The organism is Streptomyces lusitanus, assembly GCF_042647945.1.
GTDB classification, from domain to species: domain Bacteria; phylum Actinomycetota; class Actinomycetes; order Streptomycetales; family Streptomycetaceae; genus Streptomyces; species Streptomyces pseudogriseolus.
Genome location: NZ_JBHRWL010000004.1, coordinates 134,414 through 148,590, shown reverse-complemented (window position 1 = coordinate 148,590; position 14,177 = coordinate 134,414). Strand labels below are relative to the sequence as shown.

10 protein-coding genes and 1 pseudogene are annotated in these 14,177 nt (G+C 73.8%); 7 read left to right on the top strand and 4 right to left on the bottom strand.

All coding sequences use genetic code 11. The features are described from left to right. Window positions 1–217: 217 nt before the first annotated feature. Together ACFOSY_RS07265 and ACFOSY_RS07260 are read right to left on the bottom strand one after the other, a co-directional pair. Window positions 218–2,485 carry a heavy metal translocating P-type ATPase gene (locus tag ACFOSY_RS07265; RefSeq protein ID WP_394305900.1) on the bottom strand — a complete coding sequence of 756 codons (2,268 nt, stop codon included), beginning with the start codon at window positions 2,483–2,485 and terminating at the stop codon, window positions 218–220. A 165-nt stretch (window positions 2,486–2,650) separates the two neighbouring features. After that, window positions 2,651–2,890, bottom strand: a complete 240-nt coding sequence (locus ACFOSY_RS07260) for a heavy-metal-associated domain-containing protein (RefSeq protein ID WP_394305899.1) — start codon at window positions 2,888–2,890, stop codon at window positions 2,651–2,653. A gap of 212 nt (window positions 2,891–3,102) precedes the next feature. Here ACFOSY_RS07260 and ACFOSY_RS07255 point away from each other — a divergent pair, with 212 nt between their 5' ends. Further along, window positions 3,103–4,155 carry a zinc-dependent alcohol dehydrogenase family protein gene (locus tag ACFOSY_RS07255; protein WP_394305898.1) on the top strand — a complete coding sequence of 351 codons (1,053 nt, stop codon included), beginning with the start codon at window positions 3,103–3,105 and terminating at the stop codon, window positions 4,153–4,155. A gap of 7 nt (window positions 4,156–4,162) precedes the next feature. Here the strand turns inward: ACFOSY_RS07255 and ACFOSY_RS07250 are convergent, their stop codons facing one another. Further along, the gene (locus tag ACFOSY_RS07250) at window positions 4,163–4,357 is read right to left on the bottom strand and encodes a helix-turn-helix transcriptional regulator (RefSeq protein ID WP_225656198.1); all 195 of its coding nucleotides are present in this window, start codon (window positions 4,355–4,357) and stop codon (window positions 4,163–4,165) included. A gap of 951 nt (window positions 4,358–5,308) precedes the next feature. Here ACFOSY_RS07250 and ACFOSY_RS07245 point away from each other — a divergent pair. The 6 genes and pseudogenes from ACFOSY_RS07245 to ACFOSY_RS07220 form a co-directional block, all read left to right on the top strand. Beyond that, window positions 5,309–5,413 (top strand): annotated as a pseudogene (locus tag ACFOSY_RS07245) (5-deoxy-glucuronate isomerase); the annotation flags it as partial. A 146-nt stretch (window positions 5,414–5,559) separates the two neighbouring features. After that, the gene (gene mmsA, locus ACFOSY_RS07240; protein ID WP_394305897.1) at window positions 5,560–7,062 is read left to right on the top strand and encodes a CoA-acylating methylmalonate-semialdehyde dehydrogenase; all 1,503 of its coding nucleotides are present in this window, start codon (window positions 5,560–5,562) and stop codon (window positions 7,060–7,062) included. 341 nt (window positions 7,063–7,403) lie between these two features. Continuing rightward, window positions 7,404–8,012 (top strand): hypothetical protein, encoded by a 609-nt coding sequence (locus ACFOSY_RS07235; RefSeq protein ID WP_394305896.1) that lies wholly within the window; start codon window positions 7,404–7,406, stop codon window positions 8,010–8,012. A 137-nt stretch (window positions 8,013–8,149) separates the two neighbouring features. Beyond that, window positions 8,150–10,795, top strand: coding sequence for an alpha/beta fold hydrolase (locus tag ACFOSY_RS07230; protein ID WP_394305895.1), 2,646 nt, complete (start codon window positions 8,150–8,152; stop codon window positions 10,793–10,795). Next, complete coding sequence (locus tag ACFOSY_RS07225) at window positions 10,792–11,691, top strand: ABC transporter permease (protein ID WP_394305894.1); 900 nt, start codon at window positions 10,792–10,794, stop codon at window positions 11,689–11,691. Before ACFOSY_RS07230 ends, ACFOSY_RS07225 begins: the two co-directional genes overlap by 4 nt. Before the next feature lie 179 nt (window positions 11,692–11,870). Beyond that, window positions 11,871–12,809 carry a chaplin family protein gene (locus ACFOSY_RS07220; protein WP_394305893.1) on the top strand — a complete coding sequence of 313 codons (939 nt, stop codon included), beginning with the start codon at window positions 11,871–11,873 and terminating at the stop codon, window positions 12,807–12,809. Window positions 12,810–12,911: 102 nt separating this feature from the next. On the opposite strand, the gene ACFOSY_RS07215 is transcribed toward ACFOSY_RS07220, so the two are convergent. Continuing rightward, on the bottom strand, window positions 12,912–14,177 hold the full coding sequence (locus ACFOSY_RS07215) for an NAD(P)-binding domain-containing protein (RefSeq protein ID WP_394306232.1): 1,266 nt from the start codon (window positions 14,175–14,177) through the stop codon (window positions 12,912–12,914).

Here is a 14,177-nt window from a genome sequence, read left to right as displayed (position 1 = left end):
CCCCAAGACGCTGCCCGACATCGCCAACTTAGACCTTCGAACCCCTTCGATGGTTACGTTCAGATCACTGTGATCTGCGTCTCTTGCATATGTCCCCACACTGCGCAGGAGCCCGCAAATCTCTCACGGGGCCAAGCGTAAGGATGATGCGCGAGGCTTGTGAAGAGCTTATGTGAGGGTCTTACCGGACTCCAGGGGTACTGCCCAACTTGAGACCTCAATGAAATGACCGGAGCCGCAGACTGTTCGTGACCACGAACACCGACGAGAAGGCCATGGCGGCTCCGGCGATCATCGGGTTCAGCAGGCCCGCAGCGGCCAGTGGCAGCGCGGCCACGTTGTAGCCGAAGGCCCACACGAGGTTGCCCTTGATCGTGGAGAGGGTGCGCCGGGACAGCCGTATCGCGTCCGCCGCCACTCTCAGGTCGCCGCGCACCAGGGTCAGGTCGCCCGCCTCGATCGCCGCGTCCGTGCCCGTGCCCAGGGACAGACCCAGATCGGCGACGGCCAGCGCGGCCGCGTCGTTGACGCCGTCGCCGACCATGGCGACGCTGCGCCCCTCCTGCTGAAGCCGGCGCACCACGTCGGCCTTGTCCTCGGGCAGCACCTCGGCGATCACCCGGTCCTCGTCGATGCCCACGGTGCGCGCGACCGCCTCGGCCACCGCCCGGTTGTCCCCGGTCAGCAGCACCGGCGTCAGGCCCAGCGCCCGCAGTTCGCGGACCGCCTCGGCGCTGGTCTCCTTCACCGTGTCGGCGACGGCGAGGACACCGCGTGCCACGCCGTCCCAGCCGGCCACCACCGCGGTGTGCCCGGCGCGCTCCGCGTCCTCCTTGGCCCGCGCCAGCTCCGGCGGCAGCTCCCCGAACACCTCGGACAGCCGCCCCACGGCCACCTCACGGCCCTCCACGCGCCCGCGCACGCCCCGGCCGGGGACGTTCTCGAAGTGCTCGGCCCGGGGCAGCGCGCCCACGCGCTCCTCGGCGCCCGCGGCGACCGCCCGCGCCACCGGGTGCTCGGAGGCGTGCTCCAGGGCGCCCGCGAGCCGCAGCAGCTCCTCATCGTCCGTGCCCTCGGCGGCGTGCACCGCCCGCAGGGACATCCGGCCGGTGGTGACGGTCCCGGTCTTGTCCAGGACCACCGTGTCCACGCGCCGGGTCGACTCCAGCACCTCGGGGCCCTTGATCAGGATGCCGAGCTGGGCGCCCCGCCCGGTGCCGACCATCAGCGCGGTCGGCGTGGCGAGCCCGAGGGCGCACGGGCAGGCGATGATCAGCACGGCGACGGCCGCGGTGAACGCGGCGACCGTGTCCCCGGTGTTGCCCAGCCACAGCCCGAAGGTGGCGGCCGCGATCAGCAGCACCACGGGCACGAACACCCCGGCGATCCGGTCGGCGAGCCGCTGCACCTGCGCCTTGCCGGTCTGCGCGTCCTCCACCAGCTTCGCCATCCGCGCGAGCTGCGTGTCCGCGCCGATCCGGGTGGCCTCGACGACCAGCCGGCCGCCCGCGTTGACGGTGGCGCCGGTGACGGTGTCGCCCACGGTCACGTCCACCGGCACCGACTCGCCGGTCAGCATGGACGCGTCCACGGCGGAGGAGCCCTCGACGACCGTGCCGTCGGTGGCGACCTTCTCCCCGGGACGCACCACGAACCGGTCGCCCACCGCCAGCCGCTCGGCGGGCACCCGCACCTCACGCCCTTCCCGCAGCACGGTCACGTCCTTGGCGCCCAGTTCCATCAGCGCCCGCAGCGCGGCGCCCGCACGGCGCTTGGAACGGGCCTCCAGATACCGGCCGAGCAGGATGAACGCGGTGACCCCGGCCGCGACCTCCAGATAGATCGCGGAGGCCCCGTCGGCGCGGGACACGGTCAGCTCGAAGGGGTGCCGCATGCCCGGCTCGCCCGCGTCCCCCAGGAAGAGCGCCCACAGCGACCAGCCGAACGCGGCCAGCGTGCCCACCGACACCAGCGTGTCCATGGTGGCCGCGCCGTGCCGCAGATTGGTCCCGGCGGCCCGGTGGAAGGGCGCCGCGCCCCACACCACGACCGGCGCGGCGAGCGTCAGGGAGAGCCACTGCCAGTGGTCGAACTGCAGCCGCGGAATCATCGCCATCAGGACGACCGGCAGGGCGAGCAGTGCGGAAACGATCAGCCTGGTGCGCAGGGCGGCGGTCTCCGGGTCGCGCGCGGAGGCGCTCTCCTCGGCGTCCTGCCGCGGAGGCGCCGGCTCCTCGGCGGTGTAGCCGGTCTTCACCACCGTGGTGATCAGATCGGCGACCTCGACACCCGGCGGATACGTGACCCGGGCCTTCTCGGTCGCGTAGTTCACCGTGGCGGTGACGCCTTCCATGCGGTTGAGCTTCTTCTCGACGCGGGCCGCGCAGGAGGCGCAGGTCATCCCGCCGATGAGCAGCTCGACCTCCGAGTGGGCCGCCGGCTGCCCCGCGGCGGCCGGGGCCTCGGGGGCGGTGGTGCTGGTCATGTCCGTGCTCCAGGGACGTCCGGGATGCGGAGGGCGGCGGCGGGCCGGGCCGAACGGGCCGTGCTTGCCGGGTGGCCGGTACGGCCCGGTTCACGCCGCGCGGGGTGCCTTCGAGGGCGTACGGCGCCGATCGGATGCGGCGCCGGTACGGGGTACGGCGCCGGGTCAGACCGTGCCGGCCAGCTCGAAGCCGGCCTCGTCGACGGCGGCGCGCACGGCGGCCTCGTCGAGCGGGGCGGCGGAGACCACGGTCACCTCGCCGGAGGAGGCGACGGCCGTCACCGAGCTGACGCCGGGGAGCTGCGAGATCTCGCCGGAGACGGCGCCCTCGCAGTGGCCGCAGCTCATCCCGGTCACCTTGTAGACGGTGGTGACGGAACTCTGGGTGTCGGTCTGGGACGTCATGTCGTTCTCCTCGACGGGGCGTGTGGGGTGTGCAGGGGGTCGGAGGGGTCGCTGAGGACCCGTACCACCCACACTATACCCCTAGGGGGTATGAATCCAGGACGAGGGAGCGCGCGGACGGGACGGCCCGGAGGCGGCCCGGAAGCCGGCGCGCGGCGCCCCGGGGATAGCGTTCCGCCGACAGCGGCGATCACCGGAAGGCGGGACCTGGCATGCGAGCGGTGGTGTTCGAGCGGTACGGGGAACCGGCCGAGGTGCGCGAGGTCGCGGACCCGGAGCCGGCGGAGCACGGGGTCGTGGTCCGGGTGGAGGCCACCGGCCTGTGCCGCAGCGACTGGCACGGCTGGCAGGGCCACGACCCGGACGTCACCCTCCCGCACGTCCCCGGGCACGAACTCGCCGGAGTCGTCGAGACGGCCGGCCCCCGGGTCACCCGCTGGCGCGCCGGGGACCGGGTCACCGTGCCGTTCGTCTGCGCCTGCGGCTCCTGCCCCGCCTGCGCGGCGGGCGACCAGCAGGTGTGCGAGCGCCAGACCCAGCCCGGCTTCACCCACTGGGGCTCCTTCGCCCAGTACGTGGCCCTCGACCACGCCGACGTGAATCTGGTCGCCGTCCCGGACGGCATGGCGTACGCCACCGCCGCCTCCCTCGGCTGCCGCTTCGCCACCGCCTACCGGGCCGTGGTCCAGCAGGGCCGGGTCGCGGCGGGGGAGTGGGTGGCGGTGCACGGCTGCGGGGGCGTCGGCCTGTCCGCGGTGATGATCGCGGCGGCGGCCGGCGCGCGTGTGGTCGCGGTCGACGTGTCGCCGGGCGCGCTCGATCTGGCGCGGCGGTTCGGCGCGGCGGAGTGCGTGGACGCCTCGGCGGTACGGGACACCGCCGCCGCGGTCCGTGAACTGACCGGCGGCGGCGCGCACCTGTCCCTGGACGCCCTGGGCGCGCCGGCCACCTGCGCCGCCTCGGTGAACGGGCTGCGCAGGCGGGGCCGGCACGTGCAGGTGGGGCTGCTGCCCTCGGAGACGGGCACGACGCCCGTGCCTCTGGCCCGCGCCATCGCGCTGGAACTGGAGATCCTCGGCAGCCACGGCATGGCCGCGCACGCCTACCCGGCGATGCTGGACCTGGTGCGCGCGGGGGTGCTCCGTCCGGACCTGCTGGTGACGTCCGTGATCGGGCTGGACGCGGTGCCGGCCGCGCTGGCGGCGATGGGCGAGGGGGCGGGGCCGGCGGGGGCCGGGGTCACGGTGATCGAACCCTGGGCCTGAGCGCCGGTCAGCCGTCCCGGCGGTTCCGGTTGCCGGGACGGGCGGCGACCCAGCGGCGGACGGTGTCGGGGTACCAGTAGGGCTTCCCGCCCTCCACCCGGTCCGGCGGCGGCAGCAGGCCGTGCTTGCGGTAGGAACGCACGGTGTCCGGCTGCACCTTGATGTGGGCCGCGATGTCCTTGTACGACCACAGCTCGGTCATGTGTGCACCTCCCCGCACACGCCACGGCGGCGGCCGGGGGCGGCCGTCAGGGGGAGCCGGGCGTGCGCTGGCGATCGACAGCGTCGTGCGGGAGAACGAGCGGGTCCGCGCACGGAGAGGGGGCGTGCGCGGGTGTGACGGAAGGGCCACGGGCGTGTGACACCCGTGACGCAACGCCATCGTTGGTAACAGAAACGGCACACAAGTGCCCCAAGGGGGCGCGAGGAACTGCGCGCCCAGCCCCGTGCAGCCCGCACCCGGCGCACAAGAGCCCCCGGCACCCCGGTGGCCGTACGGAGGTGGGGCGCAGGCCTGCTGAAGGGGTGCCGCCTGCGCCCACCCGTGCCGCCCCAGCGGCACGACTGCCCGCAGGCGGCGGGGGCGCGGGGAACTGCGCGACCGGCCCCGCACGGCCTGCACCCGGCGTGCAACAGTGCTCGGCACCCCGGTGGCCGCCGGGGGCGCGGCAGCGCGCCCCTTAGGGGCGCGGGGAACTGCGCGACCAGCCCGGCACGGCCTGCACCCGGCGTGCAACAGCAACCGGCACCCCGGTGGCCGCACGGAGGTGGGGCGCGGGCCCGCTAGGGGGTGCCGCCTGCGCCCACCCGTGCCGCCCCAGCGGCACGACTGCCCGCAGGCGGCAGGCGCCTCAGGGGCGCGGGGAACTGCGCGATCGGCCACCGTGCGGCCCGCACCCGGCGTTGCACAGCCCCCGGCACCCCGATGGCCGCCGGGGCGGGGCGCGGCGGCCCGCAGGTCAAAACCAGGTTCTCGTCCGAATGTCCGGACAAAACATTGACAGGGCTTCACGCACAGGGCTAGAACCGACGAGAGCCCTCCGACCCCCGCAGGGCGGACGCGGACGAACCGTTCGAAGGGAGCGTCATGGCGAGCCATCCCCGTCGCCGCCCGCTCCCCGCCCCTCGGGGCGCCCCCGGTACCACCGGCACCGCCTCCACACAGATCGCCTCCGGCGCGGACCGCCGCCTCGCTTTGGCAGGAGCGAGCTGCGAGCGACGACTCCCCGCCCGCCGCGGCCCCGCGCCGGAGGTTCCGCCCCGACCGCCCGCCACCGCGCTCGCCCCCGGAACCCATGTGTCTACACGGGGACCCGAACGGCCGACACAGTGTCGGGCCCGCCCGGCCCCCCACCCCTGGTGGGATGGACCCGCGGCACCACACGAGCGAAGGAGTTCTCGGTCATGACGAAGATCGTCAACCACTGGATCGGCGGCAAGACCGCCGAAGGCGCCTCGGGAACCTACGGCCCGGTGACGAACCCGGCGACCGGCGAGGTCACCACCAAGGTCGCCTTCGCCTCCGTGGAGGAGGTCGACGCCGCGGTGGCCGCCGCCAAGGACGCGTTCCGTACCTGGGGCCGGTCCTCCCTCGCCCAGCGCACCTCGATCCTGTTCAAGTTCCGCGCGCTGCTGGACGCCCACCGCGACGAGATCGCCGAGCTGATCACCGCCGAGCACGGCAAGGTGCACTCCGACGCGCTCGGGGAGGTCGCACGCGGCCTGGAGATCGTCGACCTGGCCTGCGGCATCAACGTCCAGCTCAAGGGCGAGCTGTCCACCCAGGTCGCCAGCCGCGTGGACGTGGCGTCCATCCGCCAGCCGCTCGGCGTGGTCGCGGGCATCACTCCGTTCAACTTCCCGGCGATGGTGCCGATGTGGATGTTCCCGCTCGCCATCGCGTGCGGCAACACGTTCGTGCTGAAGCCCAGCGAGAAGGACCCGTCCGCCTCCGTCCGCCTCGCCGAACTGCTCGCCGAGGCCGGTCTCCCCGACGGCGTCTTCAACGTCGTCCACGGCGACAAGGTGGCCGTCGACCGCCTCCTGGAGCACCCGGACGTCAAGGCCGTGTCCTTCGTCGGCTCCACGCCCATCGCCCGCTACATCCACACCACCGCCTCCGCCAACGGCAAGCGCGTCCAGGCGCTCGGCGGCGCCAAGAACCACATGCTGGTGCTGCCCGACGCGGACCTCGACGCGGCCGCCGACGCCGCCGTGTCCGCCGCCTACGGCTCGGCCGGCGAGCGCTGCATGGCGATCTCCGCAGTGGTCGCCGTCGGCGCGATCGGCGACGAGCTGGTGGAGAAGATCCGCGAGCGCGCCGAGAAGATCAAGATCGGCCCCGGCGACGACCCGGCCTCCGAGATGGGCCCGCTGATCACCGCGACCCACCGCGACAAGGTCGCCTCCTACGTCGCCGGCGCGGCGGACGAGGGCGCCGAAGTCGTCCTGGACGGCACCGGATACACCGTCGACGGCCACGAGAACGGCCACTGGATCGGCATCTCCCTGCTCGACAAGGTGCCGACCACCGCCAAGGCCTACCAGGACGAGATCTTCGGCCCCGTCCTGTGCGTGCTGCGCGCCGAGACGTACGAGGAGGCCCTCGACCTCATCAACAGCTCCCCCTTCGGCAACGGCACCGCCATCTTCACCCGGGACGGCGGCGCCGCCCGCCGCTTCCAGCTCGAGGTCGAGGCCGGCATGGTCGGCGTCAACGTCCCGATCCCGGTCCCCGTGGGCTACCACTCCTTCGGCGGCTGGAAGGACTCCCTCTTCGGCGACCACCACATCTACGGCAACGACGGCACGCACTTCTACACCCGCGGAAAGGTCGTCACCACCCGCTGGCCCGACCCGGCGGACGCCCCCTCCGGCGTCGACCTGGGCTTCCCCCGCAACCACTGACGCCTGCCGGACCCCCTGCGCCCCGCCTTCGCGTTCACCGAGGCGGGGCGCAGGCCTGTCCGGCCGGTTTTCGTCGATATCTGCCGTAAACCCTCTTTGTTTCCCCCGTGACACTTGATGCGCCGAAATGTGACCGCCATGTGATTGTCGGCGCCACTGCGACGGACACTACCTTGCGGATGCGTGTTCCCGACCGCGTTCACGGCCGAGTGGCACTCGCTCAAATGCCCTCTCGTACGGGTCGTCGGAGGCCATCTACCCAGCAATTACTGGGCAGTTGACCTCGGTGTTCCGTGGTAGCGTACTTGTTCGGAGGGACAGTGCGACCTGAAAGGGAAATCGTGAACACGGAGAAGATCGCCGCTCGCCGCCTCTCGCTGGAAGAGGTGACGCAGCTCGGCGTGAAGGACAAAATCTTCGTTTCCGCCGACACGGCAGAACTCAAACTTCCCGACTGCTACGTCCCTGCTTTTCTGACCAAGCCCGGTGAGCTTTTCGAGGGCGGTTCGGTCACGGCGAGGACCGTATTCCAGGAAGAGGTCACCTGCCTTCCCGACGACGAGAACGAAGCCGGGATCTACGTGGCCGACGAGGGCGGCCCGGCGACGATCGAGGTCCTCCAGTCCGCCGGTGTCGTGCTCGACCTGGCGCTTTTCGTCCCCGGCGGGGACAAGGGATCCCTCACGGCCCTTTACGCCGCGGTCCGGCAGGCGTTCGGCGCCGACGTCGTGCAGATCTGGCGCCAGGGCCTCAAGGAGGTCCCGGACGTGAAGGTCGACATCTTCGAGGAGCAGATTCCCCGGGGCCGCAAGGCGAGCGACAGCCCCAAGCGTGACCGTCGCGCTATCGACACCTACCCCACCCGTGCGGACTTCATCGAGTTCTCCGCGGGTTGGAAGCCGGTCGTCGAGATCCACAAGCCGATCGTCGACGACACCCCGACCATCTGAGACGGCGTCACGCCTCCACGGACCGCCGCGTACCACGGACGCGGTACGCGGCGGCCCTCCCGTACACCAGCGGGAGGTGCCCGGATTCGGTCTCCGGTCGCCAGTCGGCCGACAGGGTGACCCCGTACGGTTGACGCATGGATCTTCGACTGCCCCGCCTCGGGCGGCCGCGGCCCCGGCGTGCCCTCGCCGCCGCGGCCGCCGTCGTCGCGCTCGCCGGGGCCGGCACCTGGACCGCCGTCGCCTCCGACGACGCGCCCGAGGTGCGCCGCGCCGACCGCGTCATGACCACGGGCGACGGCGTGCGCATCGACACCTCCTTCTTCACCGCGGGACCCGAGGGCCGCCGCCCGGCCGTGCTGCTCGGCCACGGCTTCGGCGGCAGCAAGGACGACGTCCGCGCACAGGCCGAGGACCTCGCCCGCGACGGGTACGCCGTCCTCACCTGGTCCGCGCGCGGCTTCGGCCGGTCCACCGGGAAGATCGGGCTGAACGACCCCGAGGGCGAGGTCGCCGACGTCTCCCGGCTCGTCGACTGGCTGGCCACCCGCCCCGAGGTCCGCCTCGACAAGGACGGCGACCCCCGCGTGGGCATGACCGGCAACTCCTACGGCGGGGCGATCGCCCTGCTGGGCGCGGGACACGACGACCGGATCGACGCGATCGCCCCGGCCATCACCTACTTCGACCTCGCCGAGGCGCTCTTCCCGGGCGGCGTGTTCAAGAAGCTGTGGGCGGGCGCCTTCGTCACCTCCGGCGGCGGCTGCGCCCGCTTCGAGCCCGAGCTGTGCGCGATGTACGAGCGGGTCGCCGAGTCGGGCGTGCCCGACGCCCGGGCGCGCGCACTCCTCGAGGAGCGCTCCCCGGCCGCCGTCGCCGACCGCATCGACGTGCCCACCCTGCTGATGCAGGGTCAGACCGACTCCCTGTTCCCGCTCGGCCAGGCCGACGCCGCCGCGCGGGCCGTCCGCGCCAACGGCGCCCCCGTCGACGTCGACTGGCTGGCCGGCGGCCACGACGGCGGCGACCCCGAGACCGACCGCCTGCACGCCCGGGTCCGCGCCTGGTTCGACCGCTACCTCAAGGGCGACAAGAGCGCCGACACCGGCCCCGCCTTCCGCGTCACCCGCACCGGAGGCGTCGACTCCACCGACGGGCAGGCCCAGCTGCGCGGCGCCAGCGCCGACGCCTACCCCGGCCTGCACAGCGGCACGCGCACCGTGGAGCTGACCGGCCGCGAGCAGAGCTTCGCCAACCCGGCCGGCGCCAGCCCGCCCGCCGTGTCCGCGCTGCCCGGCATCGGCGGCTCGGGCGGCCTCTCCCAGCTCTCCTCCCTCGGCATCGGCGTCTCCCTCGACTTCCCCGGCCAGCACGCTCGCTTCGAGTCCGCCCCCGTCACCCGCGACCTGCGCATCACCGGCTCCCCGGCCGTCACCGTGCGGGTCACCTCCACCAGCGACGACGCGGTCCTGTTCGCCAAGGTCTACGACGTCGGCCCGGACGGCCGCCAACAGGTGCTGCCCTCCCAGCTCGTCACCCCCGTCCGCGTCGAGGGCGCCCGCGCCGGCAAGGACGTGACGCTCACCCTCCCGGCCGTCGACCACGAGGTCCGCGAGGGCCACCGGCTGCGCCTGGTCCTCGCCTCCACCGACCTCGCCTACGCCTCCCCGGCCGCCCCGGCGACGTACACCGTGGCGCTGCGGAGCGGCCTCACCGTGCCCACCGCGCCCGGCGTCAGCACCGCCGCGGCCCCGCTGCCCGCCTGGGTGGTGTGGCTGCCCATCGCCGGCGCCGTGCTCGCCCTCGCGCTGCTGCTCACCGGCCGCCGCCGCACCACCGCCCCGGCCCCCGACCCGGAACTGGCCGGCGTGCCCCTCCAGATCACCGGCCTGAGCAAGCGCTACGCCCGCTCCACCGACCGGTACGCCGTACGGGACCTGTCGTTCCGGGTGGAGAAGGGCCAGGTGCTCGGCCTGCTCGGACCCAACGGCGCGGGCAAGACCACCACCCTGCGCATGCTGATGGGCCTCATCAAGCCCGACGACGGCGAGATCCGCGTCTTCGGCCACGCCATCCGCCCCGGCGCCCCCGTGCTGTCCCGGGTCGGCGCCTTCGTCGAGGGCGCGGGCTTCCTGCCGCACCTGTCAGGACGGGAGAACCTCGAGCTGTACTGGGCCGCCACCGGCCGCCCGCCCGAGGACGCGCACCTCGACGAGGCGCTTGAAATCGCCGGCCTCGGCGACGCGCTCGCCCGCGCCGTGCGCACCTACTCGCAGGGCATGCGCCAGCGCCTCGCCATCGCCCAGGCCATGCTCGGCCTGCCCGACCTGCTGATCCTCGACGAACCCACCAACGGCCTCGACCCGCCGCAGATCCGCGAGATGCGCGAGGTGATGATCCGGTACGCGGCCGCCGGACGCACGGTGATCGTCTCCAGCCATCTGCTGGCGGAGGTCGAGCAGTCCTGCACCCACCTCGTCGTCATGGACCGCGGCCGCCTGGTCCAGGCCGGGCCGGTGCACGAGATCATCGGCTCCGGCGACACCCTCCTCGTCGGCACCGTCACCCCCGTCGAGGAGCCCCTCGCCGAGAAGGTCGCGGCCCTGCCCGGCGTCGAGACCGCCGTCCGCACCGACGAGGGGCTGCTGGTCCGGCTCGGCGCCGACGGCACCGCCCCCCGGCTGATCGCGGAACTGGTCCGGCTGGAGGTGCCCGTGACGTCCGTGGGCCCGCACCGCCGCCTCGAGGACGCCTTCCTCACCCTGATCGGAGGTTCCGCATGAGCGCGCTCACCGAGCGGGCCGAGGAGTCCACGGCCCCCGCGCCGTCCGCCCCCGCCGGGACCGCCGCCGGCTACCGCGCCGGCCGCACCCTGCCGCTGCGGGTCGAGCTGGTCCGCCAGCTCAAGCGGCGGCGCACCCTCGTCATGGGCGCGGTCCTCGCCGTGCTGCCGTTCGTGCTGGTCACCGCCTTCGCGATCGGCGGCGAACCCGAGGGCGGCAACACCCGCGTCAACCTGATGGACACCGCCACCGCGTCCGGCGCCAACTTCGCCGCCGTCGCCCTCTTCGTGTCGGCGGGCTTCCTGCTGGTCATCCCGGTCGCCCTGTTCTGCGGCGACACCGTCGCCTCCGAGGCCGGCTGGTCCTCCCTGCGCTACCTGCTCGCCGCGCCCGTGCCCCGGATGCGGCTGCTGTGGTCCAAGCTGATCGTCGGACTGGGGCTGAGCCTCGCCGCGATGGTGCTGCTGCCGGTGGTGGCGCTCGCCGTCGGCACCGTCGCCTACGGCTGGGGCCCGCTGCACATCCCGACCGGCGGCACGCTCGACCCCGGCGCCGCCGCCGGGCGGCTCGTGGTGATCGTCGCGTACCTCTTCGTGTCGCAACTGGTCACCGCGGGGCTGGCGTTCTGGCTGTCCACCCGCACCGACGCCCCGCTGGGCGCGGTCGGCGGCGCGGTCGGGCTGACCATCGTCGGCAACGTCCTGGACGCCGTCACCGCCCTCGGCGACTGGCGCCACTTCCTGCCCGCCCACTGGCAGTTCGCCTGGGCGGACGCCGTCCAGCCCACGCCGGAGTGGTCCGGCATGATCCAGGGCGCGTCCGTGTCCGTGACGTACGCGCTCGTGCTGTTCGCACTGGCGTTCCGCGGGTTCGCCCGCAAGGACGTGGTGTCCTGACCCCCGGGCCCGCGTGAGGGTCACGCGGGCCAACCGGGTGAACCTGCGCAACCGATTCCGTGCAGCAGGGTTGGAGAGGGAGACAGGCCACAGGGCAGCCGGGCCGTGACGCGCGGCCTCGGCCGCCTCTCTCCATGCCGGGGCCGGCCTCCCGATCTTCAAGCAGGAAGACAACCACATTGCGACAGACCCTGAGCAGGGGAGTGTTCGCGGCGGCCGCTGCCGCCACGGGCATTCTGTCCCTGTACGGAACCCCCGCCCTCGCCGACTCGTTCGCGGGGGGCGGTGCCGAGGATTCTCCCGGTGTGCTGTCCGGGAACAACGTGCAGGCGCCGGTCCACGTGCCGGTGAACGCGTGCGGCAACACGGTCACCGCCGTGGGCGCCCTCAACAGCGCGTCCGACAACACGTGCGTCAACGAGTCCGGCGGCCACGGTGAGAAGGCCGGCGGCCACGACGAGAAGGCCGGCGGCGCGCACGCGGCCGGCGGCGCCAAGGGCTCGCCCGGTGTGCTGTCCGGGAACAACGTGCAGGCGCCCGTCCACGCCCCCGTGAACGCCTGCGGCAACAACGTCACCCTCGGCGGCGGGCTGAACAGCGCCTCCGACAACACCTGCGCCAACGTCTCGGAGGGCTCGCACGGCGCGAAGTCCTCCTCGGACCGCTCGGCGCACTCCCACCACGCGTCCGACCCGGGCGCCTCGCACTCCGAGGACGGCGGGGCCCACGCGGTCGGCGCCGCCAAGGGCTCGCCCGGTGTGCTCTCCGGGAACCTCATTCAGGCCCCGGTCCACATCCCGGTGAACGCCTGCGGCAACAACGTGAACCTGCTCGGCCTGTTCAACGAGGCGAGCGGCAACACCTGCGTCAACGACTCCGGCCACCACGGTGAGAAGGAGCCGGAGAAGACGCCGGAGAAGGACAAGCCCGAGCCGCCCGTCAAGGTGAAGACGCCGCCCGCGCCCGTCGAGCCGCCGGCCGAGGACACCCCGGACGGCCCGCCGCACCTCGCCCAGACCGGCACCGACGGCCTGATGGCCGCCTCCGCCGCCGGCGCCGTGCTGCTCACCGGCGGCGCCATGCTGTACCGCCGCGGCCGCGTCGGCGCCCGCCGCTGACCGTCCCGCGGACGCCGGGCCCACCCCACCCGGCGTCCGCGCCCCCGGCACGAAGCGTCCCCCGGACCACCCGGTCCGGGGGACGCTTCGTCGTACCGCCCGTCAGCCGCGCACCGGAGCCGGCGTGCCGCCGCGCCCCGGACCCGCCGGCAGCGGCACGCTCCCGCGCACCGGGGCCGCCCGCAGCCGCCTGCGCACCCCCTGCACCAGCGTCGACGCCGTGAACGTCGCGCCGTGCACGAACCGCATCGCCGGACCGAACCCGGACGCCGTCACCAGACCCGCCAGGAACAGCCCGGGGTAGGACGACTCGAAGCCCCGGTCCAGCACCGGCGACCCGTCGGGCAGCGCCGTCATCGCGCCCCGCAGCTCCGCCGACAGCATCCCCAGCCGGTCACGGTGCGCCTTGAACCCGGTGGCCGCGATGACGTGCTCCGTCTCCATCGCCCGCCGCGCGCCCGACCGGTCCACCAGCTCCAGCCGCAGCCCGCCCGGCACCGCGGCCGCCGCCGTCACCTCGTGCCCCGGCATCAGGTCCACCGCGCGCTCCACCCGCTCCCGCACCCACCAGGCGCCCGCCGGGCCCAGCGCGGTGGCCGCGATCCGCGTCCGGGTCGCCTCCGGCAGCCGCCGGAACAGCCCCGGCCGCTCCGAGTAGAACCAGTTCCGCCAGCCCGGGCCCAGACCGCTGTGCGGCGACCGCGCCGACTGCCACCACGGGCGCTCCCACGGCGGCGGCACGTCGTTCCAGCGCAGCCGCTCCGCCCGCGCCAGCACCCGCACCCGCGTGCCCTGCTCGGCGAGCAGCGCCGCCGTCTCGAGCGCGGCCTGCCCGCCGCCGATCACCGTGACGTCCTTGCCCTGGAAGGGGCCCAGGTCGCTGTGGTGGCTGCTGTGCGTCACCAGCGTCGGGTGCAGTCCGCGCAGCGCCGCCGGCACCTCGATGAACGGCATCACGCCCACCGCGAGCGCCACCGTCCGCGCGTGCAGCACCTCCCCGTCCTCGGCGACCGCGCTGAAGCCCTCGGGCCCCGACGACACCCGCGCGATCAGCCGCTCGTCCACCTCCGGCACGGCGTTGCGCGCGAACCACAGCCCGTACGACGCGAAGTCCTCCACCGGGATCGGATGCGCGTGACGGGCGGTCAGGCCCCGCTCCGTGCAGTACGCGTCGAGCCTCCAGCGCCCCGCGGGGTCGGACAGGTTCGACGCCCACGGCTCCGACTTCAGGAACATCCCGGCCGGCATGTGGTCCCGCCAGGACGCCATGGGCCGGCCGAAGACACGCAGGTTCAGTCCGGCGGCCGCCGCGTGCGACGCGATCGACAGACCGTACGGACCGGCGCCCACCACCAGAAGGTCGTACAT

Excerpts from the sequence above, each read along its gene's own strand:
- mmsA (WP_394305897.1), top strand. The coding sequence starts at position 5,560 with ATGACGAAGATCGTCAACCACTGGATCGGCGGCAAGACCGCCGAAGGC.
- ACFOSY_RS07260 (WP_394305899.1), bottom strand. The coding sequence starts at position 2,890 with ATGACGTCCCAGACCGACACCCAGAGTTCCGTCACCACCGTCTACAAG.
- ACFOSY_RS07225 (WP_394305894.1), top strand. The coding sequence starts at position 10,792 with ATGAGCGCGCTCACCGAGCGGGCCGAGGAGTCCACGGCCCCCGCGCCG.
- ACFOSY_RS07250 (WP_225656198.1), bottom strand. The coding sequence starts at position 4,357 with ATGACCGAGCTGTGGTCGTACAAGGACATCGCGGCCCACATCAAGGTG.
- ACFOSY_RS07265 (WP_394305900.1), bottom strand. The coding sequence starts at position 2,485 with ATGACCAGCACCACCGCCCCCGAGGCCCCGGCCGCCGCGGGGCAGCCG.
- ACFOSY_RS07230 (WP_394305895.1), top strand. The coding sequence starts at position 8,150 with ATGGATCTTCGACTGCCCCGCCTCGGGCGGCCGCGGCCCCGGCGTGCC.
- ACFOSY_RS07215 (WP_394306232.1), bottom strand. The coding sequence starts at position 14,177 with ATGTACGACCTTCTGGTGGTGGGCGCCGGTCCGTACGGTCTGTCGATC.
- ACFOSY_RS07255 (WP_394305898.1), top strand. The coding sequence starts at position 3,103 with ATGCGAGCGGTGGTGTTCGAGCGGTACGGGGAACCGGCCGAGGTGCGC.